Source organism: Pseudonocardia sp. Ae150A_Ps1, assembly GCF_001932315.1.
Lineage (GTDB): Bacteria > Actinomycetota > Actinomycetes > Mycobacteriales > Pseudonocardiaceae > Pseudonocardia.
On the sequence record NZ_MCIJ01000001.1, the window covers coordinates 4125115 to 4150952 of the forward strand.

At 74.4% G+C, this 25838-nt stretch carries 21 protein-coding genes, 1 tRNA gene and 1 pseudogene; 14 read left to right on the forward strand and 9 right to left on the reverse strand.

The window, feature by feature from the left end; translation table 11 throughout:
* Positions 1 to 26: 26 nt before the first annotated feature.
* Positions 27 to 97, reverse strand: a tRNA-Gln gene (locus Ae150APs1_RS19340).
* Positions 98 to 305: 208 nt separating this feature from the next.
* Between Ae150APs1_RS19340 and Ae150APs1_RS19345 the strand changes: the two genes are divergently transcribed.
* The 5 genes from Ae150APs1_RS19345 to Ae150APs1_RS19365 all read left to right on the forward strand — a co-directional run bounded on the left by Ae150APs1_RS19345 (position 306) and on the right by Ae150APs1_RS19365 (position 4525).
* The gene (locus Ae150APs1_RS19345; RefSeq protein ID WP_075302293.1) at positions 306 to 1541 is read left to right on the forward strand and encodes a class I SAM-dependent methyltransferase; all 1236 of its coding nucleotides are present in this window, start codon (positions 306 to 308) and stop codon (positions 1539 to 1541) included.
* A 4-nt stretch (positions 1542 to 1545) separates the two neighbouring features.
* Positions 1546 to 2385, forward strand: coding sequence for a sugar phosphate nucleotidyltransferase (locus Ae150APs1_RS19350; protein ID WP_075299442.1), 840 nt, complete (start codon positions 1546 to 1548; stop codon positions 2383 to 2385).
* 58 nt (positions 2386 to 2443) lie between these two features.
* On the forward strand, positions 2444 to 3133 hold the full coding sequence (locus Ae150APs1_RS19355; RefSeq protein WP_010224486.1) for a PIG-L family deacetylase: 690 nt from the start codon (positions 2444 to 2446) through the stop codon (positions 3131 to 3133).
* Between the two features lie 29 nt (positions 3134 to 3162).
* On the forward strand, positions 3163 to 4191 hold the full coding sequence (locus Ae150APs1_RS19360) for an SDR family oxidoreductase (protein WP_010224487.1): 1029 nt from the start codon (positions 3163 to 3165) through the stop codon (positions 4189 to 4191).
* Positions 4192 to 4255: 64 nt separating this feature from the next.
* Positions 4256 to 4525 (forward strand): DUF2277 domain-containing protein, encoded by a 270-nt coding sequence (locus Ae150APs1_RS19365; protein WP_010224488.1) that lies wholly within the window; start codon positions 4256 to 4258, stop codon positions 4523 to 4525.
* Between the two features lie 90 nt (positions 4526 to 4615).
* Here the strand turns inward: Ae150APs1_RS19365 and Ae150APs1_RS19370 are convergent, their stop codons facing one another.
* The 3 genes from Ae150APs1_RS19370 to Ae150APs1_RS19380 are packed head-to-tail and all read right to left on the reverse strand — an operon-like array spanning position 4616 to position 6776.
* The gene (locus Ae150APs1_RS19370) at positions 4616 to 5020 is read right to left on the reverse strand and encodes a RidA family protein (RefSeq protein ID WP_010224489.1); all 405 of its coding nucleotides are present in this window, start codon (positions 5018 to 5020) and stop codon (positions 4616 to 4618) included.
* Complete coding sequence (locus Ae150APs1_RS19375) at positions 5017 to 5781, reverse strand: IclR family transcriptional regulator (RefSeq protein WP_010224490.1); 765 nt, start codon at positions 5779 to 5781, stop codon at positions 5017 to 5019. Before Ae150APs1_RS19375 ends, Ae150APs1_RS19370 begins: the two co-directional genes overlap by 4 nt.
* Entirely contained in the window at positions 5778 to 6776 is a 999-nt protein-coding gene (locus Ae150APs1_RS19380) for a sugar kinase (protein WP_075299444.1), read from the reverse strand. The genes Ae150APs1_RS19375 and Ae150APs1_RS19380 overlap by 4 nt, the downstream gene beginning before the upstream one ends.
* Before the next feature lie 1051 nt (positions 6777 to 7827).
* Between Ae150APs1_RS19380 and Ae150APs1_RS34680 the strand changes: the two are divergent.
* The 3 genes and pseudogenes from Ae150APs1_RS34680 to Ae150APs1_RS19400 all read left to right on the forward strand — a co-directional run.
* Positions 7828 to 8046 (forward strand): annotated as a pseudogene (locus tag Ae150APs1_RS34680) (amino acid deaminase); the annotation flags it as partial.
* Between the two features lie 126 nt (positions 8047 to 8172).
* Positions 8173 to 9768 (forward strand): D-aminoacylase, encoded by a 1596-nt coding sequence (locus Ae150APs1_RS32175; protein ID WP_075302295.1) that lies wholly within the window; start codon positions 8173 to 8175, stop codon positions 9766 to 9768.
* A 78-nt stretch (positions 9769 to 9846) separates the two neighbouring features.
* Positions 9847 to 11322 (forward strand): gluconate:H+ symporter, encoded by a 1476-nt coding sequence (locus Ae150APs1_RS19400; protein WP_060573996.1) that lies wholly within the window; start codon positions 9847 to 9849, stop codon positions 11320 to 11322.
* 4 nt (positions 11323 to 11326) lie between these two features.
* Here the strand turns inward: Ae150APs1_RS19400 and Ae150APs1_RS19405 are convergent, their stop codons facing one another.
* The 4 genes from Ae150APs1_RS19405 to Ae150APs1_RS19420 form a co-directional block, all read right to left on the reverse strand.
* Positions 11327 to 11629, reverse strand: a complete 303-nt coding sequence (locus Ae150APs1_RS19405) for a nitrile hydratase accessory protein (protein ID WP_029239168.1) — start codon at positions 11627 to 11629, stop codon at positions 11327 to 11329.
* On the reverse strand, positions 11616 to 12275 hold the full coding sequence (gene nthB / locus Ae150APs1_RS19410) for a nitrile hydratase subunit beta (RefSeq protein ID WP_010224496.1): 660 nt from the start codon (positions 12273 to 12275) through the stop codon (positions 11616 to 11618). The genes Ae150APs1_RS19405 and nthB overlap by 14 nt, the downstream gene beginning before the upstream one ends.
* Positions 12272 to 12853, reverse strand: a complete 582-nt coding sequence (nthA, locus tag Ae150APs1_RS19415) for a nitrile hydratase subunit alpha (RefSeq protein WP_249266396.1) — start codon at positions 12851 to 12853, stop codon at positions 12272 to 12274. Before nthA ends, nthB begins: the two co-directional genes overlap by 4 nt.
* 165 nt (positions 12854 to 13018) lie before the next feature.
* On the reverse strand, positions 13019 to 13900 hold the full coding sequence (locus Ae150APs1_RS19420; protein ID WP_033198676.1) for a hypothetical protein: 882 nt from the start codon (positions 13898 to 13900) through the stop codon (positions 13019 to 13021).
* Between the two features lie 311 nt (positions 13901 to 14211).
* On the opposite strand from Ae150APs1_RS19420, the gene mfd reads away from it, so the two are divergent.
* The 4 genes from mfd to Ae150APs1_RS19440 all read left to right on the forward strand — a co-directional run bounded on the left by mfd (position 14212) and on the right by Ae150APs1_RS19440 (position 23343).
* Entirely contained in the window at positions 14212 to 17838 is a 3627-nt protein-coding gene (gene mfd, locus Ae150APs1_RS19425; RefSeq protein WP_075302297.1) for a transcription-repair coupling factor, read from the forward strand.
* Between the two features lie 47 nt (positions 17839 to 17885).
* A complete protein-coding gene (locus tag Ae150APs1_RS19430) occupies positions 17886 to 21392 on the forward strand; it encodes a S41 family peptidase (RefSeq protein ID WP_075299448.1) in 3507 nt (1168 codons plus the stop codon).
* A gap of 95 nt (positions 21393 to 21487) precedes the next feature.
* Positions 21488 to 22408, forward strand: a complete 921-nt coding sequence (locus Ae150APs1_RS19435) for a peptidylprolyl isomerase (protein WP_060573992.1) — start codon at positions 21488 to 21490, stop codon at positions 22406 to 22408.
* A complete protein-coding gene (locus Ae150APs1_RS19440; RefSeq protein ID WP_075299450.1) occupies positions 22405 to 23343 on the forward strand; it encodes a MazG family protein in 939 nt (312 codons plus the stop codon). The genes Ae150APs1_RS19435 and Ae150APs1_RS19440 overlap by 4 nt, the downstream gene beginning before the upstream one ends.
* A 4-nt stretch (positions 23344 to 23347) precedes the next feature.
* Here Ae150APs1_RS19440 and Ae150APs1_RS19445 read toward each other — a convergent pair whose 3' ends face one another.
* Complete coding sequence (locus Ae150APs1_RS19445) at positions 23348 to 24331, reverse strand: SDR family NAD(P)-dependent oxidoreductase (protein ID WP_075299452.1); 984 nt, start codon at positions 24329 to 24331, stop codon at positions 23348 to 23350.
* A 130-nt stretch (positions 24332 to 24461) separates the two neighbouring features.
* Here Ae150APs1_RS19445 and Ae150APs1_RS19450 point away from each other — a divergent pair, with 130 nt between their 5' ends.
* Both Ae150APs1_RS19450 and Ae150APs1_RS19455 read left to right on the forward strand, forming a co-directional pair.
* A complete protein-coding gene (locus tag Ae150APs1_RS19450) occupies positions 24462 to 25058 on the forward strand; it encodes a TetR/AcrR family transcriptional regulator (protein ID WP_075299454.1) in 597 nt (198 codons plus the stop codon).
* A 43-nt stretch (positions 25059 to 25101) separates the two neighbouring features.
* Positions 25102 to 25830, forward strand: coding sequence for a lytic murein transglycosylase (locus Ae150APs1_RS19455; protein ID WP_249266397.1), 729 nt, complete (start codon positions 25102 to 25104; stop codon positions 25828 to 25830).
* Positions 25831 to 25838: the final 8 nt, after the last annotated feature.

Here is a 25838-nt window from a genome sequence, read left to right on the forward strand (position 1 = left end):
CTCCCGCGCCCGCGTCGTCGTGCGTGCTCCACCGCCAGGATTCGAACCTGGACCATCGGAACCAAAATCCGAGGTGCTGCCGTTACACCACGGTGGATCGTGCGGTTCATCGTGGCACGGCCGCTTCCGGGCCCCCGCGGCGCACCTCGCCCGACGGTTGCTTTGCGATGCTCCATCTCACGGACAAACACCCACTATCGGGCGATGTGACCCCGGGCGCGGTGCCCGCGCGTCGAGTTGACAGACTTCCGTCCGTGCTGAACACGGATGCTTCCAGTGAGGTGGGCGAGCCGGTGACGTCGCAACTGTCCGGCACCACCGTCACGTGCCGTCTGTGCGGTTCGACGGACCTGCGCAGCTTCTGCGACCTCGGCGCGACACCGCCGTGCGAGCTGTTCCTGACCGCCGAGACGGCCGAGCGTCCGGAGACGACGTACCCGCTGCACGTGCGGGTCTGCAACTCCTGCCTGCTGGCCCAGCTGCCGCCGGAGATCTCTCCGGAGGAGACGTTCGAGGAGTACGCGTACTTCTCGTCGTTCAGCTCGTCCTGGGTGGAGCACGCCCGTCGTTTCGTGGACTCCGCCGTCGTCCGCGCGGGACTCGGCACCGGCTCGTTCGTCGTCGAGGTCGCCTCGAACGACGGCTACCTGCTGCAGCACGTCGTCGCCCGCGACATCCGCTGCCTCGGTGTGGAGCCGAGCGTCAACGTCGGCGAGGCGGCCTGCGACAAGGGTGTCCCGACGCTCACCGCGTTCCTCACCCCGGAGACCGGCGCCCGGGTCCGCGCCGAGCACGGCCCGGCGGACCTGGTGTGCGGGAACAACGTGTTCGCCCACATCCCCGACGTCGTCGGCTTCGCGCAGGGCCTCCGCGCCATGGTCGCCGACGACGGCTGGGTCTCGATCGAGGTCCAGCACCTGCTCACGCTGGTCGAGCGCAAGCAGTTCGACACGATCTACCACGAGCACTTCCAGTACTACACGCTGCTCACCGGGCAGCGGGCGCTCGCCGCGGGCGGTCTGACCCTGGTCGACGTCGAGCTGCTCGACACCCACGGCGGCTCGATCCGCATGTGGGCGCGTCCCGCCGACGTCGCGGGCGAGCCGTCGGAGCGAGTGCGCGAGGTGCTCGCGGCCGAGGAGGCCGCCGGCCTGCACACCCCGGAGGGCCACGACGGGTTCTCGGAGGCCGTCTCCACCATCCGCGACGACCTGGTGTCCTTCCTCGTCGACGCCCGCCGCCGGGGCAAGCGGGTCGTCGCCTACGGCGCGCCGGGCAAGGGGAACACCCTGCTGAACTACTGCGGGATCCGGCCGGACCTGCTCGAGTACACGGTGGACCGGAACCCGTACAAGCACGGCCGGCTGACGCCGGGCACCCGGATCCCGATCCACGCCCCGGAGCGGATCGCGCAGGACCGCCCCGACCACGTGCTCGTCCTGCCCTGGAACCTGCGCACCGAGCTGACCGAGCAGCTGTCCTACGTGCACGAGTGGGGCGGCACGCTGGTCTTCCCGATCCCGTCGCTCGAGGTGGTGTGACGCCGTGAAGGTCGTCCTGTTCTGTGGTGGTTACGGCATGCGGATGCGCGACGGCGCGTCCGATCTCCCGAAGCCGATGCACCCGGTGGGCCCGCGCCCGCTGATCTGGCACGTGATGCGCTACTACGCCCACTTCGGGCACACGGACTTCGTCCTGTGCCTGGGCTACGGCGCGCACCACATCAAGAACTACTTCCTCAACTACGACGAGACCGAGTCCAACGACTTCGTCCTGCACCAGGGCGAGGTCGAGCTCATGGGCAGCGACATCCAGGACTGGAACATCACGTTCGTCCACACCGGCCTGGACTCGCCGATCGGTGAGCGGCTGCGCCGGGTCAAGGCCCTCGTCCAGGACGACGAGATGTTCCACGCGAACTACGCCGACGTCCTCACCGACGCCCCGCTGGACACGATGGTCGAGCAGTTCACCCGCTCCGACGCCGTCGGCCAGCTGATGGCCGTGCCGCCGCAGTCGGCCTTCCACTGCGTCGACGTGTCCGACGACGGCACGCTCGACTCGATCACCACGCTCCAGGAGATGCCGCTCTGGGAGAACGGCGGCTACCTCATGTTCCGGCCCGAGGTGTTCGACTTCCTCGAGAAGGACTGCGACCTGATCGGCGACGTCTGCGCCCCGCTGGCCCGCAAGGGCCGCATGTCAGCGTACCGGCACCGCGGGTTCTGGCAGCCGGCCGACACGGTCAAGGAGCGCAACGCGCTCGAGGCCGCCTACCAGGGCGGCACCCGGCCGTGGATGCTGTGGGAGGCACACGGCACCGACCGCGACCCGCTGCAGGCCGCGATCGCCGAGATGCACCGCAGCAGCCACCAGCGCGACTGAGCGACGCCCGCGCAGCGACCATGGACACCCACGCGCGAGTCCGGGGGGACGAGAAACCGTGCTGAACCTGCTGCCCGAGCGGCTGGACCGCATCCTGCTGCTCGGCGCGCACTGCGACGACATCCCGATCGGGGCGGGCGGCACGCTCCTGGAGCTGTGCCGCGCCTACCCGGGGGTGAACGTGACCGCACTCGTCCTCACCGGGGCCGGGTCGCTGCGCGAGGAGGAGGAGCGGGCCGCGCTCGCCGCCTTCACCCCCGGCGCGAACCTCGAGGTCGTCGTCATGGACCTGCCCGACGGCCGCGTACCGCAGCACTGGGAGCGGGCCAAGATGGCGCTGGAGGACCTGCGCACCCGGGGCGAGCCCGACCTCGTCATCGGGCCGTCGCCGCACGACGCGCACCAGGACCACCGGACGCTCGCGCAGATGATCCCGACGGCCTACCGGGACCACCTGACGCTCGGCTACGAGATCCTCAAGTGGGAGGGCGACCTCGCCCAGCCGTCGGTCTACCTCCCGCTGTCCGAGCCGGTGCTCGGCGAGAAGATCGCGAAGCTGAACGAGCACTACGGTTCCCAGCGGGACCGCACCTGGTTCGACGACGAGACGTTCCGCGGGATCGCCCGGGTCCGCGGCGTGCAGTGCCACGCCCGGTACGCCGAGGCGTTCCACGTCCAGAAGCTGACGCTGTCCGTCGCCCCGATCGCCGGATCGGAGCCGGCGCCCGGCTTCGGCACCGGGCCGTGACACCCCACCGACCTACTGAAGGGACCACCATGCGGGTACTGCTCACCGGACATCAGGGCTACCTGGGGACGGTGATGGCGCCGCTCCTCGCCTCGGCCGGCCACGACGTCACCGGGCTCGACTCCGGGCTGTTCGCCTCGTGCGTCCTGGGCAGCCTGGACACCCCCGACGTCGAGGGCTTCCCGACCGACCTCCGCGACGTCACCGTCGAGCAGCTCCGGGGCTTCGACGCCGTCGTCCACATGGCGGCGCTGTCGAACGACCCGCTCGGCTCGCTGGCCCCGGAGATCACCTACGACATCAACCACCACGCCTCCACCCGGCTGGCGCGGCTGTCGAAGGAGGCCGGTGTCGGGCGGTTCGTCTACGCCTCCACCTGCTCGGTCTACGGCGCCCAGTCCGGCGACGACCTCGTCGACGAGGACGCCCCGCTGAAGCCGGTCACCCCGTACGCGATCTCCAAGGTCCGCGTCGAGGACGACCTGGCCGAGCTGGCCGACGCCGACTTCGTGCCGGTCTCGATGCGCAACGCGACCGCGTTCGGCTTCTCGCCGCGGCTGCGCGCCGACATCGTGCTGAACAACCTGGTCGGCCGGGCGATCCTCACGAACGAGGTCACCGTCCTGTCCGACGGCACCCCGTGGCGCCCGCTCGCGCACGCCGAGGACATCGCCGGTGCGGTCGTCGCCGCGCTGGACGCCCCCGCCGACGTCGTCCGCGCCCGGGCCTACAACGTGGGCACCGAGAAGAACAACCGGACCGTCGCCGAGATCGCCCAGGCGGTCATCGACGCCGTCCCCGGCTCGACGCTGAACATCACCGGCGAGGCGGGCAACGACCCGCGGTCGTACCGGGTCGACTTCGCCCGCGCCCGCAAGGAGCTCGGTTTCGAGGCCGGCTGGACCATCCCGGCCGGTGCCGAGCAGCTCGCGACCGAGTACAAGGCCCGGGGCCTCACCCAGGACGCCTTCGACAACTCCTTCACCCGGCTCGCGGTGCTCAACGCGCGGCAGGCTGCGGGGGAGCTCGACGGGGGGATGCACGTTATTGGCGGCTGACGCCGCCCGTGAGTGGTTATCGTGGCCCTGACCGCGATAACCACTCACGAGCGCCGGAGGCGCCATGTGCCGCAACATCCGGACGTTGCACAACTTCGAGCCACCGGCGACCGTCGACGAGGTGGACGCGGCCGCGCTCCAGTACGTCCGCAAGATCTCCGGTTCGGCGAAGCCGTCGCAGGCCAACGCCGAGGCGTTCGAGAAGGCGGTGTCGGTGGTCGCGGCGGCGACCCGCGAACTCCTGGACGGCCTGACCACGACCGCCCCGCCGAAGGACCGCGAGGTGGAGGCGGCCAAGGCCCGGGCCCGCGCCGAGGTCCGCTACGCCCGCTGACCGGCCCCCGCGCCCGCCGGGCGTGACGTCCGGGTGGTCCCGGCCACCGGAACGTCACGCCGGGTGGGCGGGTCCGCCGAACCGTGGGCCCTACTCCGCGGGGACCGCCAGGGCGTCGATCTCGACGAGCATCTCCTCGCGGGGCAGGCCGGCGATCACCGTCGTGCGGGCGGGCAGGTTCCCGTCCGGCACGTGCCGGGACACGAACTCGCCGTAGGCGGTGTTCATGTCCGCGAAGTGCGCTCGGTCGGTCAGGTAGACCCGGAACATCAGGACGTCGGCCACCGAGGACCCGCCGGCCTCCAGGATCGCCCGGACGTTCTCCAGCGTCCGCAGCGTCTGCGCCTGGACGTCACCCGGGGCGATGTAGGTGGCGGTGGCCGGGTCCATCGGTCCCTGGCCGGAGACCTGCAGCAGACCGCCCTTGCGGATCGCCTGGCTGAAGGTGTGCGCCGGGGCCGGCGCGTCCGGGGTGGAGACGACGGTCGTGCTCATGGGGAGGGTTCCTCTCGGGTCGGGCGCCAGCCGTGCTCCCGGGAGATCGTCCCGGTCACGGCTAGCAGTGACGGGACCAGCTCGATCAGCTGGTCGTAGGTGGCGACGATGCTCGGCACGGACACCGAGACGGCCGCCACCACGGTTCCGGCCGGTCCGCGGACCGGCGCCCCGATGCAGTTGATCGAGGGCTCGTTCTCCTCGCGGTCCTGTGCCCAGCCCTGCTCGCGGACACGGGCGAGCTCGGCCCGGTAGGCGCCGCGGTCGGTGATCGTGGCGGGGGTGCGGGCGGTGAGGTCCGCGCCGTCGAGCACCCGGTCCACCGCGGCCGGGGTGAGGTCGGCCAGCAGGACCTTCCCGGCCGCCGTCGAGTGCACCGGGCCGCGGAGCCCGACCCGGGACGCCATGCGCACGTGGTCGTGCGACTCCAGCTTGTCGATGTAGACGATCTCGCTGCCGACCAGCTCGGACAGGTGCGTGGTGTGGCCGTGCGCGCGGTTGAACGCGAGCAGGTGCGGGGCGGCGATCGAGCGGACCTCGCGCTGGTCCAGCCCGCGGGAGGACAGCTCGAAGAGCCGGGACCCCAGGTGGTAGCGGTGCTGCCCGTCGCGGTGCACGAAGTGCTCGTCGCCGAGCGTGCGCAGCAGCCGCAGGACGGTCGTCTTGTGCACGTCCAGCCGGGTCGCCAGCTCGTCCAGCGACGCCGGTCCCTCGCCGAGGACGACCAGGATCCGCAGCGCCTTGCCCAGGCTGGTGCTCACGTGCGGACCCCCTCGACGACGCCGTCCGGGCCGACGCGCAGGCCCGCCCACGCGTCGTCCCGGAGGTCGAGCAGGCGGTCGGGCAGCGGGGCGGCCGAGTCGCCGGCGACGACGAGCACGGCCGCGGCACCGAGGTGCCCGCGGCGCAGGCAGCGCCCGACGTCCTCGCCGCGGACGAGCCCGGTGAGCAGGCCTGCGGCGAACGCGTCGCCCGCACCGACCGGCTCGACGACGTCGACCTGCAGCGCCGCGCGCGCGGTCACCGTGCCGTCGCGGTGCACGGCGACGGCACGGTCGGCGCCGTCCTTCAGCACCAGCAGCTCCGGACCCGGCAGCAGCGCCCGCAGCCCGGCCGGGTCGGCCGTGCCGAACACCCGGAGCGCCTCGTCGCCGCCGGTCAGGACGATGTCCGCCCGGCCTGCGTGCGCGACGACCGTCGCCGGGTCGCCGCCGGGCCACATCTGCTCGCGCCAGTTCACGTCGAACGAGACCCGGTACGCCCGGGGTCGTTCCAGCAGCGCCGCCAGCGCGACGGGGGAGACTGCCGAGGTGATCCCGCCGACGTGCAGCCAGGACGCCGACGCCAGCCGGTCCCGGATGCCCGGCCGTTCCCGCAGGTCCGGGCCGGCTGCGGAGGCCGCGGACCCCGCCCGCCGGTAGTACATCCGGGTCCGCGGGCCGTCGGGGCCGGGCTCGGTGGACTTCGCGTAGCGGCCGGTCGGCCGTGCGGGGTCGGTCTCGATCCCACCCGTGTCCACGCCCGCGGCGGCGAGCGCGCGGGAGACGAGGGCGCCGTGCGGGTCGTCGCCGAGACGGCCGACCCAGGCGACGGGCACCCCGGCCGCGGCGAGATCGAACGCCACGTTCACCTCGGCGCCCGCGGCGCTCGCGGGGGCGGCCGGATCGTCGATCCCGCCGGGCCGGGACACCAGCGCCAGTGCCTCGCCGAAGCACACCACACCGCCCGTCGCGGGCCGCCGACCTGCGCTCTCCACTGCTCGAACTCCTTCGTCGCCGTTGACCCGGCCGTCGGGGCGATGCTAGAACGGCCGAACCGAAATACGCAACCAGCGCTGCAAAATACGCAACGCACCAGTTCAGGCGGGGGATCAGCGGATGACGACGTCGACGGAGACCGGACTCCGGCTCGGATCGCTCGGGGCCGAGCGGCCCGGACCGTTCGCCAAGTCGCTCCCGCCGCTCGACGGCACGGTCGCCGACTGGCTGTCCGGGGCGCCCCCGCTGTCCGCGCTCGCCACCCCGGTGCTGACGCTCGACGACGCCGCGCTGCACGCGAACGCCCGCCGGATGGCGGAGTGGTGCACCGGGCACGGCGTCGAGCTCGCCCCGCACGGCAAGACGACGATGGCGCCCGCCCTGTGGGACCTGCAGCTCCGCACCGGGTCGCGCGGCATCACCCTGGCGACCCCGTGGCAGGCGCTGGTGGCGATCGAGTTCGGGGTCCGGTGGGTCATGCTGGCGAACTCGCTGGTCGACCCCCGCGGGCTCCGCGCGGTGGCCGCCGCCCGCGACGCCGCCCCGTCGCTCGAGGCCGTCAGCTGGGTCGACTCGGTCGACACGGTCGTCGCGATGGAGGCCGGGGCCGGGAGCCCGGAGCGGCCGCTCACCGTCGTCGTCGAGCTCGGGGCGCCGGGCGGCCGGACCGGGGCGCGGGCGGTCGCCGAGGCCGAGCGGGTCGCCGCGGCCGTCGTCGCCAGCCCGGTGCTGCGGCTCGGCGGGGTCGGCGGCTACGAGGGCGCGCTCGCCCACGACCCGTCACCCGAGTCGCTCGGCACCGTCCGCCTCTACCTCGACGACCTGGCCGAGCTGCACCGACGGCTGCTGCCCTCCTACGAGACCGGCGAGATCGTCGTGACCGCGGGCGGCAGCGCGTACTTCGACCAGGTCGTCGAGGCCCTGGCCGGGCTCGCGGACGACCGCACCCGCGTCGTCCTGCGCTCGGGTGCCTACCTGGTGCACGACGACGGCTTCTACCGCGGCATCTCCCCTCTGGCCCGGGAGGGCGACCGGCCGTTCCGCTCGGCGATGCACGTCTGGGCCCGGGTGGTGTCCACACCGGAGCCGGGTCTCGCGCTGCTCGACGCCGGCAAGCGGGACGTGCCGTTCGACGAGGGACTGCCCGAGCCGCAGCGGCTCGCCGACGACCTCGGGCGCCCGGCCCGCCCGCTCGCCGGGACGGTCACCGCGGTCAACGACCAGCACGCGTTCCTGCGGACCGACGAGCCGGTGACGGTCGGGCAGGTGGTGCGGCTCGGGCTGTCCCACCCGTGCACCGCCTTCGACAAGTGGCGCTGGATCCCGCTCCTGACCGGCGCCGACGACCCCGCCCCCCCCCCCCCGGGTCGCCGGCCTGGTCCGGACGTTCTTCTGATGCGCACGTTGCTGCGCGGCGGGACCGTCGTCGACGGGACCGGGGGGCCGCGCCACACCGCCGACGTCCTCGTCGACGGCGACCGGATCGCCGCGGTCGGTGACGGCGCGGGCGCCCGGCCGGACCGGGTCGTCGACGTGACCGGCATGGTCGTCGCACCCGGGTTCGTCGACATGCACGCCCACTCCGACCTGCGGCTCCTCACCGAGCCCGCGCACCTCGCGAAGATCTCCCAGGGCGTGACGACCGAGCTGCTCGGCCAGGACGGGCTGTCCTACGCCCCGGTCGACGACGACGTCCTCGCCACGCTCCGCCGCAAGATCGCCGGCTGGAACGGCGACCCCGGCCCGGACGCCTTCACCTGGCGCAGCGTCGCCGGGTACCTCGACCGGCTCGACGAGGGCGTCGCCGGGAACGCCGCCTACCTCGTCCCGCACGGCACGGTGCGTGCCCTGGTCTGCGGCTGGGACGACCGGCCCGCCCGCCCGGACGAGGTCGCGCGGATGGCCGACGTCGTCCGCACCGGCATGACCGAGGGCGCGGTCGGGCTCTCGGCGGGACTGACCTACACCCCCGGGATGTACGCCGACGGCGGCGAGCTCGTCGAGCTGTGCCGCGCGGTCGGCGAGCTGGGCGGGTTCTTCGCCCCGCACCACCGCAGCTACGGGGCCGGCGCCCTGGAGGCGTACGCCGAGATGATCGACGTCGCCGACCGGTCCGGCTGCGCGCTGCATCTGTCGCACGCGACGCTCAACTTCGGGCCGAACCGCGGCCGGGCCGGTGAGCTGATCGCGATGCTGGACGCGGCGATCGCCGGCGGCACCGACGTCACCCTGGACACCTACCCTTACCTGCCCGGCGCGACGACGCTGTCGGCGATCCTGCCGAGCTGGGCCCAGTCCGGCGGGCACGAGGCGACCCTCGGGCGGCTGCGCGACCCGGCCGCGCTCGCCCGGATCCGGGAGGACCTGGAGGTGCACGGCTCGGACGGCTGCCACGGCGTCGTCGCCGAGTGGGACACCATCGAGATCAGCGGCGTCACGGACCCGGGGCTGGCCGGGTACGTAGGACGCACCGTCGCGGAGATCGCCGGGCCGGACGACCCGTTCGACGTCTGCGTCGATCTCCTGCTGCGCGACGATCTCGGCACCGGGATCCTGCAGCACGTCGGGCACGAGGAGAACGTCCGCGCGATCATGCGCCATCCCCGGCACACCGGCGGCAGCGACGGGCTGCTCGCCGGGGCGAAGCCGCACCCGCGGGCCTGGGGGACCTTCCCGCGCTACCTCGGGCACTACTGCCGCGAGCTCGGACTGTTCCCCCTCGAGGAGTGCGTCGCGCACCTGACCGGCCGGGCCGCGGACCGGCTGCGGCTGGCCGACCGCGGGTACGTCCGCGCGGGCCTCGCGGCCGATCTCGTCGTGTTCGACCCGGACGCGGTCGCCGACACCGCGACCTTCGCCGACCCGGCGCAGCAGGCCGCCGGGATCCCGTACGTGCTGGTGAACGGGACCTTCGCGATCGAGGAGGGCGAGCGGACACCCGCGCTCGCGGGGCGCGCCCTGCGCCGCCGTGCGGACGGGAGCACGTCGTGACCTGCGCCCCCTTGCTCTGCACACCGCCACGCACCACCCCCCCCGCCCGAGCACCGCCGCCCCGGCAGGAGAACCCCGATGACGGCCTTCCTCGACTGGCTGCAGAACGACACGTCCGGCCTGCTCACCCTGGCCGCGGCGAGCGTCGTGCTGCTCCTGCTGATGATCATGCGGTGGCGGCTGGAGCCGTTCGTCGCGCTGATCGTGACCGGTGTGCTGGTGGCGCTGGTCGCCGGCGTGCCGATCACCGACCTCGTCGGGACACCGATCTCGGCGTCGGACTCGCTGCTGGAGACCGGCTTCGCCGGGATCCTCGGTCACATCGCGCCGATCATCGGCCTGGGCACCGTGCTCGGGGCGATCATGGAGCGGTCCGGGGGAGCGGACGCGCTCACCGAGCGGCTGCTGCGGCTGTTCGGGCCGCGGGGCGCGCCGCTGGCGATGGGCGTCACCGGCGTCGTGCTCGGGATCCCGGTCTTCTTCGACATCGGGATCTTCGTGCTCGCCCCGCTGGTCTACGTCGCCGCCCGGCGCGGCGGCCGCTCGCTGGTGCTCTACGCGATGCCGATGCTCGCCGGGCTGTCGATGACGCACGCGTTCCTGCCGCCGCACCCCGGCCCCGTCACGGCGGGCGGCCTGCTCGGCGTCGGGATGGGCTGGATCATCGCGATGGGCCTGCTCTGCGGGATCCCGGCCTGGCTGGTCAGCGGCGTCTGGTGGGGTGCGTTCATCGGGAAGCGGGTGCTCGTCGACGTCCCCGAGGACGCCCCGGGCGCCGCCGGTCCGGCCGCGGGCACGGCCGGGGGCACGGAGTCCTCCCCGGACGGTGCCGGCGGTGCCACCCGCACCGCCGAGCGGGCGGAGGTGGCGACGACGCCGCGGCCGCCGTCGGTCGCCCTCATCGCACTGATCATCGCGGTGCCGATGCTGCTGATCCTCGGGGCCACGGTCGGATCGGTCGCGCTGCCGGAGGGCACCGTCCTGCACGACGTCCTCGTCTTCCTGGGCACCCCGGCGATCGCGCTGACGATCAGCGTGCTCCTCGCGATGTACCTGCTCGGCGTGCGCCGCGGGACGTCGATGGCCGAGCTGAGCCGGATCTCCGGCGAGTCGCTGCGCCCGGTCGGGATGATCCTGCTCGTCGTCGGCGCCGGCGCGTTCTTCGGCAAGGTGCTGCAGGAGACCGGGGTCGGCGACGCGCTCGCCGGGTCGATGACGGCGATCGGGCTCCCGCTGATCGTGTCTGCCTACCTGATCAGCGCGGCGCTGCGGATCGCGCAGGGCTCGGCCACCGTCGCCATCGTGACGACGGCGGGGATCATCGGCCCGACCGTCGCCGCCGGTGGCTACTCGCAGCCGCAGATCGCGCTGATCGTCGTCGCGGTGTCGGCCGGGTCGATCGTCGCCAGCCACGTCAACGACGGCGGGTTCTGGATCGTCGCGAAGTACTTCAACATGTCGGTGAAGCAGACCCTGCTGACGTGGACGGTGCTCGAGACGATCCTGTCCGTCGTCGGGTTCGCCGCCGCCGGTCTGGTGTGGCTGGTCGTGTGAGCCGTCAGTGCCGCGGGTCGGCGTCGAGGCTGATCGGGGCCCCGTGCGGGGTCGCGGCAGCGGCGCGCAGCCAGGCATCGGTGCGCTCGTCGACCGAGCCGGGATCGGTGAGGCCGTGCTCGGTGAGCAGCTCCTCCAGCGCGGCGAGCCAGGCGTCCCAGTAGTCCCGGCCGTCCTCGAGCTCGGCGCCGAGGGTCTCGGCGAAGTCCTGCCGGTCGAGGACGCCGCGGTCCTGCAGCGACACCGCCAGCGCGAACACCTGGGCCTGCCAGGGCTCGTCGAACACCGGGCCGTCAGGCGGGCTCAAGGTAGCTCTCCCAGGCGTCGACCGAGACCGACGACGTCGGGTCGGCGTCGGGCCCCCACAGCTCCGGTCCGGTGAAGACGACGGTGTAGAGCTGCTCGGGGGCCTCGCCGTGGCCGTGTGCGCGTGAGTCGGGCAGCACGTGCGCCCCGCGCCGTGTCTCGACGACCCCGCAGCGGCCGCGGACGTAGCGGGGGAGCCGGGTGTGCCCGCGCGGGTGCACCACCCGGGCCCGGACCCGGTCGCCGGGGGCGAACCGCGGGCCGGCGGGCTCGTCGCGCAGGGTCGGTGCGCCGGTGGCCAGCACCTCGGCGGTCTCGGCCGCGCCGAGCGGGGCCGGGGTGGCGACGCCCGGGCGCAGCGACCGGCCCGAGGCGAGCTCGTCGTCGCCGACGAGGCCGTGCGCGACGAGGAGCTTCTCGGTCGCCGCCAGCCAGATCTCGTAGTAGGTCAGGTTCAGGTAGAGCGGCGGCGGGAGCGACTCGCGGGCGTGCCGGGACTCGTCGATCGACCAGCCGCCGGGCCGGGCCGCGGCCAGGGTCAGCGCCAGCACGAGCGGCTCCCAGTCCGCGTGGAACCGGACGTCCTCGGGCTCGGGCTCGACCGGGCCGAACCCCATCGCCCCGCCGAGGTCATGCGCGCCGTTCACGCCGTCGCCACGCGGGTGCCGATCATGGAGTCGCGGGAGACGATCGCGGCGAGGTCGTCGGCGGACCAGCCGTCGGTGCCGGGCGGGCGCTGCGGGACGACGAGGTAGCGCAGCTCCGAGGTGGAGTCGTGCACCCGGATCGCGACGTCGTCGCCGAGGACGGTGCCGAAGTCGGCGAGCACCCCGCGCGGGTCGAGCACCGCCCGCGACCGGTAGGCCGGGGACTTGTACCAGACCGGGGGCAGTCCCAGGACCGGCCAGGGATAGCAGGAGCACAGCGTGCAGACGACGAGGTGGTGCTCGTCGTGGGAGTTGAAGACCGCCGCGAGGTGCTCGCCGCCGCGGCCGCCGTAGCCGAGCTCGGCGACGGCCGACGTCGCGTCCTCCGCGAGCCTCCCGGCGTAGCCGGGGTCGGTCCACGCCCGGGCGACGACGTGTGCGCCGTTCCGCGGCCCGACCCGGTGCTGGTAGGTCTCGATGATCTCGTCGAGCGCGTCCGGGTCGACGTACCCCTTCTTGACGAGGATCGACTCGAGCGCCCGTACCCGGGCGTCGACCGGCCGCAGCTCTCCCGACATCACCCTGACGCTAATCATCCCGGTGCCGTCCGTCGAGGGTCGTGTGCAGGTCACCGGGCCGTCGCCCGCGTGTCCCCCGCGAGTCACCGGCGTGTCGGCCGCCGGACGACGACGGCCCGGCACCCGCGGAGGCGGTGCCGGGCCGTGCGTGCGGGAGGCAGGACGTCAGGCGTCCGCGAGCGCGGACTCGAACTCGTCCGCCTTGAGCGGGGCGAGGTCGGAGACCCGCAGGAAGTCGCCGAGGGTCGTGCCGGTCGCACCCGAGTCGACGTTCTTCGGCCCGCGGCCGGCCCGGACGTCGTCCAGGTTGATGGTGCGCAGGTCGTAGGAGAACCGCGTGACGTCGGAGGTGTTCGGTGCCGACGCGTGCAGGTGGTTCGACGAGAACATGAAGACGTCGCCGGACTGGCCCGCGATCCGGATCTCGCCGCGGGAGTCGAAGTCCTCCAGCGGGAGCGGGTGCGGGCGGGTGTCGGCGGTCTTGTTGTCCGCGGCGGCGGTGCGGTGCTTCGCGACCCACTCGTCGTAGTCGTACTGGTTCGAGCCGTTCTTCACCGGCTTGTCGAAGTAGTCGGTGTACATGCTCATGACGTTCTCGCCGACGACGTCGAAGACCGGCGTCCAGTAGTTCACGAGCTGCTGGGGGTGGCCGTACCACATGTCGCGGTGGGCCTTGTAGTTGTAGGAGACGCCCGCGGTCAGGAACTGGTCGGCGGGGATCACGCGCAGCCGGGGGATGTCGAAGTAGGTGCGTTCCGGGTCGACACCGAGGTCGATCGCGAACTGCTGGCACAGCTCCTTGGTGCGCTGCCCGTTGGTGAACTCGCCCTTGAGCGGCTCGACCCGGCGGATGAACTCGTCGACGTCCATCTCGTACTGCGCACGCTCGGGGTCCAGCTCGCCGAAGGCACGGGCGATCAGGTCCTTGGCGTGGTCGGCCAGGGCGTTCGCACCGCCGATGCCGGAGTAGAGGAAGAAGTTGCCCTGGAACAGGGACTCGCGGCGCTCGTCGTCGCCGATCCGGCGGTTCAGGTAGACCGTGATCAACGCATGCTCCTCCGTGCGGGAGTCCGGGTACACCCCGGCTGACGAGGGCGGACGTTAGCGCACACGATCGGGTGGTCTTCTACGAAGGAGCGTAGTAGTCGGTTTCTGCGACGGGGTGTCGGAATCGTCCTGTTCGCGGTGCGGCAGCCGTCACCACCCGGCCCGGCCCGCGGTCACGGGGCCAGGCGTATCGTCGTCCTCCGGCACCCAGGCCCGGGCCCACCGTGAGGCCCGCGTCCCGGGCAGGGGTCTGTCCCGCGTCCCGCGCACCACCAGCCCCACCCCGAGGAGCCAGCGCCGCCGTGGCCATCCTGTCCGGTCTGCTCACCTCAGCACTGTCCGACACCGGCCTGCGGGCCGCGGTCGACGCCGCCCGTGCCGCGGACACCCGTACCGCCGAGACCCCGGCGGTGAGCGTCGAGGGTCCGGCCGCGCTCCGCCCGCTGCTCGTCTCCGGCCTCGCCGAGGACGGCTGCGTCCTGGCCGTGACCGCCACCGACCGGGAGGCCGAGGACCTGGCGGCCGCCGTGTCCGACCTGCTCGGGCACGGCGAGGCGCTGGACGCGGCCGCCGACACCGTGCACGACAGCGCCGGCGCGCCCGTCGTCGTGCTGCCGTCCTGGGAGACGCTGCCGCACGAGAAGCTGTCGCCCCGCCCGGACACCGTCGCCCGCCGGCTGACGATCTTCCACCGGCTCGCCTCGCCGGCGACCGCACCGCGGGTCGTCGTCACGGCGGCCCGGAGCCTGATCCAGCCGGTCGCGCCCGGGCTGGGCGCGCTGGCGCCGGTCTCCCTCGCGGTCGGCGAGGAGCACGAGTTCGAGCAGCTGCTGGAGCGCCTGGTCGAGCTCGCCTACATCCGCGCCGAGATGGTGACGACCCGCGGTGAGTTCGCGGTGCGCGGCGGCATCCTCGACGTCTTCCCGCCGACCGCCGAGCACCCGGTGCGCGTCGAGTTCTGGGGCGACGAGGTGTCGGAGATGCGCGCGTTCTCGGTCGCCGACCAGCGTTCGGTCGGCGAGGTCGGGCGGGTCGAGGTGCCGCCGTGCCGGGAGCTGCTGCTGACCGGGCCGGTCCGGCAGCGCGCCGCCGAGCTGGCCGCCGAGCAGCCCGAGACCGCGGGCCTGAACCGCAACCCGCTGCGCGAGCTGCTGGAGAAGCTGTCCGAGGGCATCCCCGGCGAGGGCATGGAGTCGCTGATCCCGGCCCTCGTGGGCGGCGAGATGCAGCTGCTGTCCGACCTGCTGCCCGCCGGGTCCCGCGTGCTGCTCGCCGACCCGGAGCGGATCCGCACCCGCTGCGCGGACCTGGTCCGGACCGGGCAGGAGTTCCTGGAGGCGTCCTGGCTGGCGACCGGGTCGGGCGGCGAGGCCCCGATCGACGTCTCCGGATCGGCCTACCGCGACCCCACCACGACCCTCGCGCAGTCCACCGCGACCGGACGCCCGGTGGTCTCGCTGTCCCCGCTGCTGTCCGGTGCCGACGACGTCGTCGTCCCGGCCGTGCACGAGATCGAGCCCTACCGCGGCGACACCGACCGCGCGATCACCGACCTGCGCGCGCACGTCGCCACCGGTGGCGCGGCCGTGCTGGTGCTGGCCGGGCAGGGCACCGCGGACCGCTCCCTGGAGCAGCTGCGCGACGCCGAGGTCCCGGCGTCCAAGGTGGACACCCTGCCGGACGCCCCGGAGAAGGGCGTCGTCACCGTCACCTGCGGCCGGGTGCTCAACGGCTTCACCGCCACCGAGGTCGGGCTCGTCCTGATCTCCGAGGCCGACCTCACCGGCAGCAGGGCCGGGCTCGATGCCGCCCCGCGCAAGACCACCCCGCGCCGCCGCAACGCCGTCGACCTGGCGGTGCTGCAGCCCGGCGACTACGTCGTCCACAACCAGCACGGCATCGGGCGCTTCGTCGAGATGAAGGAGCGCACCGTCCAGGGCGCCACCCGCGAGTACCTGGTGCTGGAGTACGCCAGCTCCAAGCGCGGGCAGCCCGCCGACCGGCTGTTCGTCCCGACCGACGCGCTCGACGAGATCAGCCGCTACGTCGGCGGCGAGCAGCCCTCGGTCAACAAGCTCGGCGGCGCGGACTGGGCGAAGACCAAGGGTCGCGCCCGCAAGGCGGTCAAGGACATCGCGGCCGGGCTGGTCCAGCTCTACGCGGCGCGGCAGGCGTCCCCGGGGCACGCCTTCGGCGCCGACACCCCGTGGCAGCGCGAGCTCGAGGACGCCTTCCCCTACACCGAGACCCCCGACCAGCTCTCGGCGATCGACGAGGTCAAGAAGGACATGGAGCGGCCAGTCCCGATGGACCGGGTGATCTCCGGCGACGTCGGTTTCGGCAAGACCGAGATCGCCGTCCGGGCCGCGTTCAAGGCGGTCCAGGACGGCAAGCAGGTCGCCGTCCTGGTGCCCACGACGCTGCTGGCGACCCAGCACCTCAACACCTTCGCCGAGCGGATGCGCCAGTTCCCGGTGACGGTCCGCGGGCTGTCCCGCTTCACCGACGCCGCCGAGGCGAAGGAGACGATCGACAAGCTGGCCGAGGGCACCGTCGACGTCGTCGTCGGGACCCACCGGCTGCTGCAGGGCGCGGTCCGCTGGAAGGACCTCGGCCTCGTGGTCGTCGACGAGGAGCAGCGGTTCGGCGTCGAGCACAAGGAGCACATCACCGCGCTGCGGGCGCACGTGGACGTCCTCACGCTGTCCGCGACGCCGATCCCGCGGACCCTGGAGATGAGCCTCGCCGGCATCCGGGAGATGTCGGCGATCACGACCCCGCCCGAGGACCGGCACCCGACCCTGACCTACGTCGGCGCCTACGACGACAAGCAGGTCGCCGCCGCCGTCCGCCGCGAGTTGCTGCGCGACGGCCAGGTGTTCTACGTGCACAACCGGGTCAGCTCGATCGACAAGGCGGCCAAGAACATCCAGGACCTCGTCCCGGAGGCCCGGGTCGCGGTCGCGCACGGCCAGATGAACGAGGAGCTGCTGGAGCGCACGGTCAACGCGTTCTGGCACCGCGAGTTCGACGTGCTGGTGTGCACGACGATCGTCGAGAACGGCCTGGACATCTCCAACGCCAACACGCTGATCGTCGAGCGCTCCGACACGCTCGGGCTCTCCCAGCTGCACCAGCTGCGCGGCCGGGTCGGCCGGGGCCGGGAGCGGGGCTACGCCTACTTCCTGTTCCCGCCCGAGCACCCGCTCACCGAGACCGCGCACGACCGGCTCGCCACCATCGCCCAGCACTCCGAGCTGGGCTCCGGTGCCGCCGTCGCCATGAAGGACCTGGAGATCCGCGGCGCGGGCAACATCCTGGGTGCCGAGCAGTCCGGGCACATCGCGGGCGTCGGGTTCGACCTCTACATCCGGCTGGTCGGGGAGGCCGTCGCGGCGTTCCGCAAGCAGGCGGGCGGGGAGACCGGGGCGTCGGTCGAGGACGAGCAGCTCGTCGAGGTGCGGGTGGACCTGCCGGTCGACGCGCACGTCCCGCACGACTACGTCGACGGCGAGCGCCTGCGCCTGGAGGTCTACCGCAAGATCGCCGAGGCGCCCGACGACGCGGCGCTGTCCGCGATCGTCGAGGAGCTGACCGACCGCTACGGCGAGCCGCCCACCCCGGTGCGGAACCTGCTGGAGGTGGCCCGGTTCCGGCAGCTCTGCCGTCGCCTGGGCGTCCGCGAGGTCGCCTCGGCCGGCACCCAGCTGCGGATCGGCCCGCTGCAGCTGCCGGACTCCGCGCAGCTCAGGCTCCGGCGGCTGTACCCGAAGGCGCAGTACAAGGCGGCCGCGCAGATCGTCACCGTGCCGAAGCCGGTGCAGGGCGGGCGGATCGGTGGATCGCCGGTGCGCGACGTCGAGCTGCTCGGCTGGTGCGCGGAGCTGCTGCTGCAGATCGTGCCGTCGTCGACCCCGGTGCACAGCTCGTCGGACTGATCCCCGCACCGGCCGGGGCTGTCGGTGGCGCGGGCTAGCGTGGCCGCATGCCCGCCTTCCTGCGCCATCCACACCTGCACGACGACACGCTCGTCCTCGTCGCGGGGGACGACGTGTGGACCGCCCCGGTCGCGGGCGGGCGGGCCTACCGGCTGACCGCCGACGAGGTCCCGGTCACGGCGCCGCGGATCTCGCCGGACGGTGCGGCGGTGGCCTGGACCTCCCGGCGCGACGGCATGTGGGAGGTCTACCGGACCGCGCTCGGCGGCGGCGGCGTCACCCGGCTGACCTGGTGGGGCGACGCGTCCACCCGGGCCGCGGGCTGGACCCCGGAGGGCGGGGTCGTCGCCCTGTCCGCGCACGACGAGGCGACCGCGCGGTCCCGGGCGTACGCCGTGCCCGCGACCGGTGGCACGCCGCGGCTGCTGCCGTACGGGTCGCTCACCGCGGTCGCGTTCCAGCCCGGCGGTCCCGCGGTGCTCACGCAGGTCGAGGGCGGCCGGGACGCCGCGCACTGGAAGCGCTACCGCGGCGGCCGGGCCGGCAGGCTGTGGCTCGACGCCGGCGGCACCGGCGACTTCGTGCGGGTGCTGGCCGGGCTGGACGGGCAGCTGGAGTCCCCGATGGTCGTCGACACCCCGGGCGGCGCGCGGCTGGCGTTCGTGTCCGACCACGAGGGCTGGGGCAACGTCTACTCGGTCCCGCTCGCCGACCCCGGCTCCGACCTGCGCCGGCACACCGACCACGGCGCCGGGGGAGCGGTCCCCGACTTCTACGCCCGGCACGCCTCGACCGACGGCCACCGGGTCGTCTACGAGTGCGCCGGGGAGATCTTCCTGCTCGACGGGCTGGACGCCGGATCGCAGCCGCGCCGGATCGACGTCCGGCTCGGCGGCCCGCGCTCGGCCCGTGACCCGTTCCGTGCGTCGATCCCCGGCGACCTGGGGCCGGTGCGGCCGGACCGGACCGGCCGGGCCGGTGTCGTCGGGGTGCGCGGGACCGTGCACCGGCTGACCCACCGCGACGGCCCGGCCCGTGCACTGCTGGCCGAGCCCGGGGTCCGGGCCCGGCTGACGCACCCGCTGGGCGACGACCGCGCGGTGTGGGTGGACGACGCCGAGGGCGAGGACGCGGTCTGCGTCGCCCCGCTGGACCCGCACGCACCCGGTGCCCCGGAGCGGGTGCGGTACGCGGCGGGCGGGCTCGGCCGGGTGCTGGAGCTCGCGCCGTCGCCGGACGGCGGCGCGGTCGCGCTGACCACGCACGACGGCCGGCTGCTGGTGCTGCACACCGGTGTCCCCGCGTCCGGGGCGGAGAACCCGGACGGGGTCGTCGACGGGGCCGCCGGGGACGGGGCCACCGCGGTGCCCGAGCGCGCCGCCGGTGAGCGGCGGGAGCTCGCACGGGGCGCGGCCGGGGAGCCGTTCGACGTCGTGTGGTCACCGGACTCGTCGTGGCTCGCGTGGTGCGACCCGACCGAGGCCGGGCTGTCGCGGGTGGTGCTGACCCGCCTCGACGACGGCGGCCACACCGAGGTGACCCACGGCCGGTTCCACGACAGCGACCCGGCGTTCACCGCGGACGGCAAGCACCTGGCGTTCCTGTCCCGCAGGGTGTTCGACCCGTCCTACGACCAGCACTCCTGCGACCTGACCTTCGGGACCGGCTGGAAGCCGTTCCTGGTGCCGCTCGCCGCGCGCACGCCGTCGCCGTTCGGGGAGAGCCCGGACGGCAGGCCGGTCGACCCGGGCGACGAGGGTCCGGAGGACCCGCCCGCGACCCCGCCCGACCCGGCGGGCGGCGGCGAGGACGACGGCGGCACCGACCGCGCCGCGGCCACCGACGCGACCGCGACGGCGGCACCCGCGGCGGCGGCCCCGGCGACGGCGGGCGCGGGGCGCCGGCGCGGCGACGACGGCCCGCCGGAGGTCGTCGTCGACGTCGCCGGGCTCGCCGACCGCGTCGTCGGGATCCCCGTCGAGGCGGCCCGCTACCACGGCCTCACCGCGATCTCCGGCGGTCTGGTCTGGCTCCGGCTCCCCGGCGGTGGTGTCCTCGGCGACAGCCTCCCGGACCCCGACGACGAGCGGGAGCGCGCCGTCCTGGAGCGCTACGACCTCGCCCGGCGCTCGGTCACCGTGATCGCCGACCCGGCGTCCGGGTTCGCCGTCAGCGGCGACGGGAAGCGGATCGTCGTGCGGGACCGTGGCAAGGTCCGGCTGCTGCGCGCCGACCGCAGCGGCTCGTCGGCCCCCGACGACGGCGCCGGCGACGAGTTCGAGATCGACACCTCCCGGCTCGTCGTCACGGTGGACCCGTCGGCGGAGTGGCGGCAGATGTTCGACGAGACCGCCCGGCTGATGCGCGACCACTTCTGGGTCGAGGACATGGCCGGGGTCGACTGGGCCGCCGAGGTCGCGCGCTACCGGCCGCTCGTGGACCGGCTCGGCAGCCACGACGACCTGGTCGACCTGCTGTGGGAACTGCACGGTGAGCTCGGCACCTCGCACGCCTACGTGATCGGCGGGCGGCCCGCCGGCGACCCGACCGGCCGGCCCGGGCTGCTCGGCGCCGATCTCGAACCCGCCGGCGACGGCTGGCGGATCACCCGGGTGCTGCCGCCGGAGACGTCCGCGCCGGCGGCCCGCAGCCCGCTATCGGCACCGGGCGTCGACGTCCGGGCCGGGGACGTGCTGCTGGAGGTGGGTGGCGCCCCTGTCGACCCGCACTGGGGTCCGGCGCCGCTGCTGGTGTCCGCCGCGGGCCGCACGGTCGAGCTCACCGTCCGGTCCGGCCCCGGCCGCGACGACGCGGGCACCGTGCGCCGGGTGGCGGTCCGTCCGCTGCGCTCCGACGCCGAGCTGCGCTACCAGGACCGGGTGGCCCGGCTGCGGGCCGAGGTCGACGAACGCTCCGGTGGCCGGCTCGGCTACCTGCACGTGCCGGACATGATGGGGTACGGCTGGGCGCAGCTGCACCGCGACCTCGCCCGGGAGACCGCCCGCGACGGCCTGGTGCTCGACGTGCGGGGCAACCGCGGCGGGCACACCTCGCAGCTCGTCGTGGAGAAGCTGGCCCGCACCGTGATCGGCTGGGACCTGCCGCGGCACCGGGCGCCGTCGACCTATCCGGAGCAGGCGCCGCGCGGACCGGTCGTGGCACTCGCCGACGAGCGCTCCGGCTCCGACGGCGACATCGTCACCGCCGCGATCAAGCGGCTCGGGATCGGGCCGGTCGTGGGCGTCCGTACCTGGGGCGGGGTGATCGGCATCGACGGGCGGTACGGGCTCGTCGACGGCACCCGCATCACCCAGCCCCGCTACGCCACCTGGTTCGACGACACGGGCTGGGGGATGGAGAACCACGGCGTCGATCCGGACATCGAGGTCGTCGTGACCCCGCAGGACCGGGCCGCCGGGCGGGACCCGCAGCTCGACCGGGCGATCGAGCTGGCGCTGCAACGGCTCGACGAGCACCCGCCCGCCCGGCCGCCGGACGTCGCGACCCGGCCCTCGATGGCGCGCCCCGCGCTCCCGGGCCGCCCGGGGAGCTGACCGGATCCGGCCGCCGGACGCCTCGCCCGTGCCGTTGCACCGCGACGGGACGGGCGAGGGAGATCGGCGCCACACCCCGTGAGAAGGCGGAGCCCGTGCGGACACGCAGGATCATCGCCGCCCTGGTGGTCGCCGGGGCGCTCCTGGCCGGGTGCGGAACCGGGCCGAACCGGGTCGACTCGGCGGCCGTCGTCGGGGAGACGTCGATCCCGCTCGACGACGCCCAGGCCGCGATCAGCTCGGTGCTCACCCGGCCCGGTCTCGTCGAGGGGCTGACGTCGCAGGGCGGTTCCCAGGCCGACATCGGCCGTGCGGTCGTGTCCCAGCTGGTCATCCGGGACCTGCTCGACCGGCTGCCCGCCGAGCAGACCGGTTCGGTCACCGAGCAGCAGGTCCAGGAGCAGATCGACCGTGCGGGCGGCGAGCAGGCCGTCGTCGCCGGGTCGCTGTCGGTCGGCGGGCCGCAGGCCTCCGCCCGCGACGACCTCCAGCTCGCCGGGCTGGCCCGCTCGGAGCTCGACCGGCTGTCGGTCACCGCCGACATCGCCGTCGCGCAGACCCGCGAGGAGGCCGAGCAGCTCGCCCGCGAGATCGCCGCGGGCGGTGCCCGTGCCGACAGCGCACTCGCCGGAGCCGGTACGGCGCAGCGTGACCTCGCGATCCGCCCGGCCGAGACCCCCCAGGCCGCGCTGACCCCGTTGATCGGGCTGCCGGCCGGGCAGGTCGCCGCGTTCCCGCTCGGCACCGGCCAGGGCTGGGTCGTGGTCCGGGTGACCGACCGCCGTCTCGGTGAGCCGGTGCCGGGGGCGAGCGCCACCGCGGGCCTCGACCAGCAGACCCTGGCCGAGGCCGGGGTCCGGCTGCTCACCCCGACCGCCCTGGACGCGGGGGTGGAGCTCAACCCGCGCTACGGCGTCTGGGACCCGGTCCGGATGGTCGCGGCGCCGACGGCGGCGGACGCCTCCCTCGTCCTCCCGGTCGCGGGCGCCACGCCGGCCCCGGCGGCCACGCCGTGACCGCGGTCGTCGTCACCTGCCCCCGGCGGGGCGCCGCGCTCCCGGCGGCCGCGCTGCCCGCCCTCCGGGCCGCGGACCGTGTGCTCGCGGTCCCGGGCCTCGACGCCGGCGCCGCCGCCGGCGCGCAGGACTGGGACGGCACCGATCCCGGCGGCCTGCCCGACGGCACCGTCCTGCTCGTCCCCGCGGGCCACCCCGCCGCGACGGCCACCGGAGCGGTGCCGCCGCCCGCCGGGCACGGCGTGCTCGACGCGGTCGCGGTGATGGACCGGCTCCGCTCGCCCGGCGGCTGCCCGTGGGACGCCGAGCAGACCCACGAGTCGCTGCTGCGCTACCTCGTGGAGGAGTGCTACGAGCTCTACCAGTCGATCGAGGACGGCGACCGCACCGAGCTGCGCGAGGAGCTCGGTGACGTGCTGCTGCAGGTGCTGTTCCACGCCCGCGTCGCTGCCGAGCACGCGGACGCGCCGTTCGGGATCGACGAGGTCGCCACGGGCCTGGTCGACAAGCTCGTCGGCCGGCACCCGCACGTGTTCCCGGCCGGTGACGACGCCGGGGAGGAGGTCCGCACCGCCGCGGACCAGGACCGCCGGTGGGACGAGCTGAAGCGCGCCGAGAAGCAGCGCGAGTCCAGCCTGGACGGTGTCGCGGCCGCCCAGCCCGCCGTCGCGCTCGCCGCGAAGCTGGCGTCCCGCACGGCGAAGGCCGGCCTGCCCGCCGACCTGCTGCCGGGCGGCGAGGAGACCGGCGAGCACCTGTTCCGGGTGGCCGCCGCCGCGCAGCTCGGCGGCGGCGATCCCGAGGCCGCGCTGCGCACCGCCGCCCGGGCGTTCGACGCCCGGGTCCGCGCCGCCGAGAAGGCCGCCGCGGCCGTGGGGAAGGACCCGCACGCGTTGACCGCCGAGGACTGGCGGGCCTTCTGGGACACCCCGTAGCAGCTCAGGCGGCGAGGAGCGTCTCGCCGTACGCCCAGAGGCGCCGCGCCGACTCCGGGTCGACCGAGTGCGACATGACCTCGGACGGCACGCTGTCCGCGGTGAGGGGCCGGGGCTCGTCGTCGATCGCGGAGACGTCGCAGTCCTTGAGGTAGACCCCGCCGATCCCGTCGAGCCGCGGGCTGACGGCGCCGAGGACGATCGTCGCCGCGCCCTGCTGGAGGGTCTTCTTGCCGCGCACGGGGTCGATGATCGGCTGCCCGGCCTCATCGATCAGGCCCATCGCGCGGTGCGCCTCGATGCCGGAGGCGTCGTTCAGCGCGGTCCCGACGACGACACCGGGGTGCACGGCGAACCCGCGGATGCCCTCGTCGGCCCACCGCCGGTCCAGCTCGACGGCGAACAGCACTCCGGCGGTCTTGGACTGGGCGTAGGCCAGGACGGGGTCGTAGCCCGCGGTGAACTGCGGGTCGTCCCAGCGGATGCCGGAGAACCGCTGCGCGCCGGACGTCACGTTGACCACCCGTGCACCGCCGGCCGCGCGCAACGCGGGCAGCAGGGCCAGCGTCAGCTGGAAGTGCCCGAGGTAGTTGGTCGAGAACTGGGCCTCGTGGCCACGGCCGTCCTGCTGCCGCTCACCGGGCGTGGGCAGCCCCGCGTTGTTGACGAGGACGTGCACGGGACGCCCCGACGCCCGGTACCGCGCGGCGAACGCCTCGACCGACTCCGGGTCCATGAGATCGAGCCGATCGATCCGGACGCGGTCGAGACCGGCGAGACCGGTGGCGGCGCGCTCGGGGTTCCGGCAGCCGACCGTGACGGTCGCACCCGCGCCGGTCAGCACCCGGGTCACCTCCCTGCCCAGCCCGGTGTGCCCGGCGGTGACGACGACGTCCCGTCCGGTCAGGTCGAGGCCGGCGACGATCTCCTCGGCGACGGTCGCCGCGCCGAATCCCGTTCCGATGGGGTGTTGCTGGTCGAGCGTCATGAGCCGTGTCCCGTCTCGTGTCGTCCCGTCCCGTGTGCGGACGGGGAGCGCGCGGTGCCGTAGTCTCGGCACAACCGGAACGCCCGTCCGGAACGATACGGAACAGCGTTCCGTTTACACAAGGGGGAACGTGGACGACGACCGCACAGCGGCGACCGGGGGTGCGCCCCGCCCGGTGCGGGCCGATGCCCGGCGCAACGTCGACGCGCTGCTCGTGGCCGCCAAGGACCTGTTCGACGAGTCCGGGGTGGACGCCCCGGCACGGTCGGTCGCCGACCGGGCGGGCGTCGGCGTCGGGACGCTGTACCGGCACTTCCCGCAGCGCTCGGACCTGGTCGCCGCGGTGTTCCGCCGGGAGGTCGACGCCTGCGCCGGCGCGGCCACCGAGCTGGCGGTGGCACACCCGCCCGGCGCCGCCCTGGAGCACTGGTTGCTGCGCTACACCGAGTTCCTCGCGACCAAGCGGGGGCTGGCCACGGCCCTGCACTCCGGCGACCCGGCGTTCGACGCGTTGCCCGGCTGCTTCCTTGCCCGGCTCGGTCCGGCCCTGACCTCGCTGCTCGGGTCCGCCGCCACGGCCGGGGAGATCCGGTCCGACATCGGGACCGAGGAACTGCTGCACACCGTCGCCCAGCTGTGCACACCGACCGACGGCGGCGGGGCGGCCCGCAGCCGGCGGATGGTCGGCGTGCTCGTCGACGGGCTGCGCCACCGCGCCCCGGGATGAGCGGCGCCGCCCCGGCCCCGGCCGCGTCGGTACGGTGGACGGAGTGGCTGTCCGCGTCGTCCTCTCGATGCTCGGTGTCCTGTTCGCCGGGGTGCTGGTGCTGGTGGTGCTCGCCACCCTCGTCGCCGGCCCCGGTTCCAGGACGTCCCCCTCGGACCCGGTCGACCGGGACGCCCCGCCACCCGCCGTCGCCCCACTCGGGGCGGACACCGACGTCGTCGCCTGGTCCCGGGACGCCGCCGGGGACACCCGGATCCCGCAGCGCACCCTGCAGGCCTACGCCACCGCCGAGCTCCGCCAGCGCGAGCGGGCCCCGGAGTGCCGGCTGAGCTGGTCGACACTGGCCGGGATCGGCCGCGGCGAGTCCCGGCACGCGCGGATCGGAGGTGCCACGACCGGACCGGACGGCCGGGCCGACCCGCCGATCGTCGGGATCGCGCTGGACGGGACGGACGGCACCCGCCGGATCGCCGACACCGACGGCGGGCGGCTCGACGGCGACCCGGTCCTGGACTGCGCGGTCGGCCCGATGCAGTTCCTGCCCGAGACCTGGGCGCGGTACGGCGCCGACGGTGACGGCGACGGTGTCGCCGACCCGCAGCAGGTGGACGACGCGGCGCTCGCCGCGGCCGGGCTGCTCTGCGCGGGCGGCCGCGACGCCGGCGACGGCGACGACTGGTGGGACGGCGTGCTCGCCTACAACGCGTCCGGCAGCTACGCCCGCGACGTCTGGTCCGCCGCCGACTACGGCCGCCGCACCGCCCGGTCCTGAGCCCTCGG

Excerpts from the sequence above, each read along its gene's own strand:
- Ae150APs1_RS19360 (WP_010224487.1), top strand. The coding sequence starts at position 3,163 with ATGCGGGTACTGCTCACCGGACATCAGGGCTACCTGGGGACGGTGATG.
- Ae150APs1_RS19365 (WP_010224488.1), top strand. The coding sequence starts at position 4,256 with ATGTGCCGCAACATCCGGACGTTGCACAACTTCGAGCCACCGGCGACC.
- Ae150APs1_RS19370 (WP_010224489.1), bottom strand. The coding sequence starts at position 5,020 with ATGAGCACGACCGTCGTCTCCACCCCGGACGCGCCGGCCCCGGCGCAC.
- Ae150APs1_RS32175 (WP_075302295.1), top strand. The coding sequence starts at position 8,173 with ATGCGCACGTTGCTGCGCGGCGGGACCGTCGTCGACGGGACCGGGGGG.
- Ae150APs1_RS19400 (WP_060573996.1), top strand. The coding sequence starts at position 9,847 with ATGACGGCCTTCCTCGACTGGCTGCAGAACGACACGTCCGGCCTGCTC.
- nthA (WP_249266396.1), bottom strand. The coding sequence starts at position 12,853 with ATGTCGGGAGAGCTGCGGCCGGTCGACGCCCGGGTACGGGCGCTCGAG.
- Ae150APs1_RS19430 (WP_075299448.1), top strand. The coding sequence starts at position 17,886 with ATGCCCGCCTTCCTGCGCCATCCACACCTGCACGACGACACGCTCGTC.
- Ae150APs1_RS19445 (WP_075299452.1), bottom strand. The coding sequence starts at position 24,331 with ATGACGCTCGACCAGCAACACCCCATCGGAACGGGATTCGGCGCGGCG.